The organism is Moorena sp. SIO1G6 (genome assembly GCF_010672795.1).
GTDB lineage: Bacteria > Cyanobacteriota > Cyanobacteriia > Cyanobacteriales > Coleofasciculaceae > Moorena > Moorena producens.
The window spans coordinates 1-2,131 of sequence record NZ_JAAHFZ010000154.1 but is presented as its reverse complement, the minus strand read 5'-3'; the positions used below and the strand labels follow the sequence as shown (position 1 = coordinate 2,131).

Genomic DNA, 2,131 nt, shown 5'->3' with positions numbered 1-2,131 from the left:
TAGAGCGGTTCGTCAAGTTCTTGATTCTCGACTTGGAAAGCCGTAACGTCTTGGATAAGTTCAACTAGGCGCTGATGAAATTCGGTTAATTGGCTATCCGAAAGCCGAAACGACTTTTGACTCACAAAGGGATCACGCGGAATCTCACCCTCGACGGGCTCGTGGGCCGCCAACGCTCTCTGCAAACCCAATGTGGTCTCTTGTAGCATGTCAGTGAAAATCGCGCTGGCTGTGTCCTCAGAGAAGCCATCGCTGGAGACCATGGGGTTGATCAGTCTAAAGTCGCGTGCAGTGACTTGATAGACATGTTCGGCGATTCCGTTGACCGAATTCTGAGCCACGACTTGAATCAACTCATGTTCATGCAGCAGCTTGACGTGATAGTGAAGCTTGGTCGGTTGTTGATCTAATCGGCTTGCTACCTGCTTAACCGTTGTCGGTTCTTGCATCTGTTTGAGAATCTGCAAGCGCAAGGGATGGGCATATGTGCGGATGGCATCTACGCCGAGCACGCTCCGTTCTGCCTCTGGTTCCATAAGCTGTGCGTGGTTAGCTGGATTAGTCAATACTACTCAAATCGATTCAAATTAATTTTATTGTCGAGTATAGAGCATTGTGTTTGGCTTGTCAAGGGGTTACCAAAAATTCCAGCAGTTTCAAATTAGAAAATAAGTGACAAAAAGTGCCAAAAAGGGTAATGTAGAAGTCATCAAGATCCAAGGAGGAGCAGATGACTAAACGCCTCAAGATGAGCAATTTTGTCGGACGGATAAAAGATGGCTGGGCGAGCCTACCTGACCCACGGAAAAAGAGTAACCGGCTAACCTACACAATGGAGGAGGTTGCACTATCAGCATTTGCCGTATTTTTTATGCAGTCGCCATCGTTTTTGTCGCATCAACGGGATATGGAGCAGAAAAAACGAAGCAATAATGCACGGAAATTATTCAAGATTGAAAAGATTCCATGCAAACAGCAAGTGCGCAATATTCTAGACCATGTAAAGCCAGCCGAGATTAGCGCTGATTTCTTTTGGCTTATCAACGAACTTAAGCAAACAGGTCACCTCGAAAGCTATACGAGTTTTGAGAAGACCAAGGCGATTGCGCTTGACGGGCTAACTTATCATTCATCGACCGAGATTCATTGTGATTGCTGCTCGACCCGCCGGGATAAGCAAGGGACCGTCCATTATTATCATCATGCGCTGATGCCCGTTATCGTCAAACCAGAATGTCCACAGGTTCTGGCGTTACCACCAGAGTTTATTGTCCCGCAAGATGGGCATGAGAAGCAGGATTGTGAACGTGCAGCCTCCAAACGGTGGCTCACCAAGCATCAAGAGAACTTTACTCCCTTCACGATTACCTATCTGGGTGATGACCTCTATTCGAATCAGCCCTTATGCCAGCAAATTGCTGACGAAGCAAAGCAATATTTCCTTTTTGTCTGCAAGCCAGATTCGCACAAGACCCTTTATGAGGAGCTTGCTCTGTTAGCAAAAGTTGAGAATGGAGTTGAAACTCGTCAAATCCGCCACTGGAATGGTCGCAGCCATGAACTCTGGACTTATCGTTGGGCCAGCCAACTCCCTCTTCGTTTGGGCGATGATGCACTTCATGTCAACTGGTGTGAACTGCACATCACTAACGAAAAAAGTGGCGATATCCTCTTCCACAATGCCTGGATTACAAACCATCAACTGACTTTTGAGAACGTTATGGATGCTTGCCAGCTTGGACGAACACGATGGAAAGTTGAAAATGAAGCCATCAATATCCTCAAAAACCAAGGCTATCATCTCGAACACAACTTTGGTCACGGGGACCAATACCTATCCTCCACCCTTTTTACGCTCAATTTGCTCGCTTTTTTGGCCCACACTGCCCTTTATCTTGCCAATACACAGTACCAGCTTATTCGTGACGAACTCGTTAAACGGACAACCTTTTTCGATGATTTGCGTGCATTGACTCGATACATGCTTTTCGACTCCTGGGAACATCTTTTCGCCTTCATGATTGATTGGCTTGAAATCGATCCTATTACCATCTAATTTCTAATTTGAAACTGCTGCGATCCGTTTACGCAGCTTGACTTTGCCACTAGCTGGTGGGTTGAAGCCTTGTCA

At 46.3% G+C, this 2,131-nt stretch carries 2 protein-coding genes; one reads left to right on the top strand and one right to left on the bottom strand.

What is annotated here, in order from left to right:
* The coding region (locus F6K63_RS36645; RefSeq protein ID WP_287314982.1) for a winged helix-turn-helix domain-containing protein at window positions 1–536 on the bottom strand (536 nt) is incomplete at its 3' end.
* A gap of 194 nt (window positions 537–730) precedes the next feature.
* Here F6K63_RS36645 and F6K63_RS36640 point away from each other — a divergent pair.
* Window positions 731–2,056 (top strand): ISNCY family transposase, encoded by a 1,326-nt coding sequence (locus tag F6K63_RS36640; RefSeq protein WP_502708409.1) that lies wholly within the window; start codon window positions 731–733, stop codon window positions 2,054–2,056.
* The last annotated feature ends 75 nt before the right edge of the window (window positions 2,057–2,131 follow it).

Bases quoted from the DNA above. Each gene is read 5' to 3' on its own strand.
- F6K63_RS36640 (WP_502708409.1), top strand. From the start codon at position 731: ATGACTAAACGCCTCAAGATGAGCAATTTTGTCGGACGGATAAAAGAT.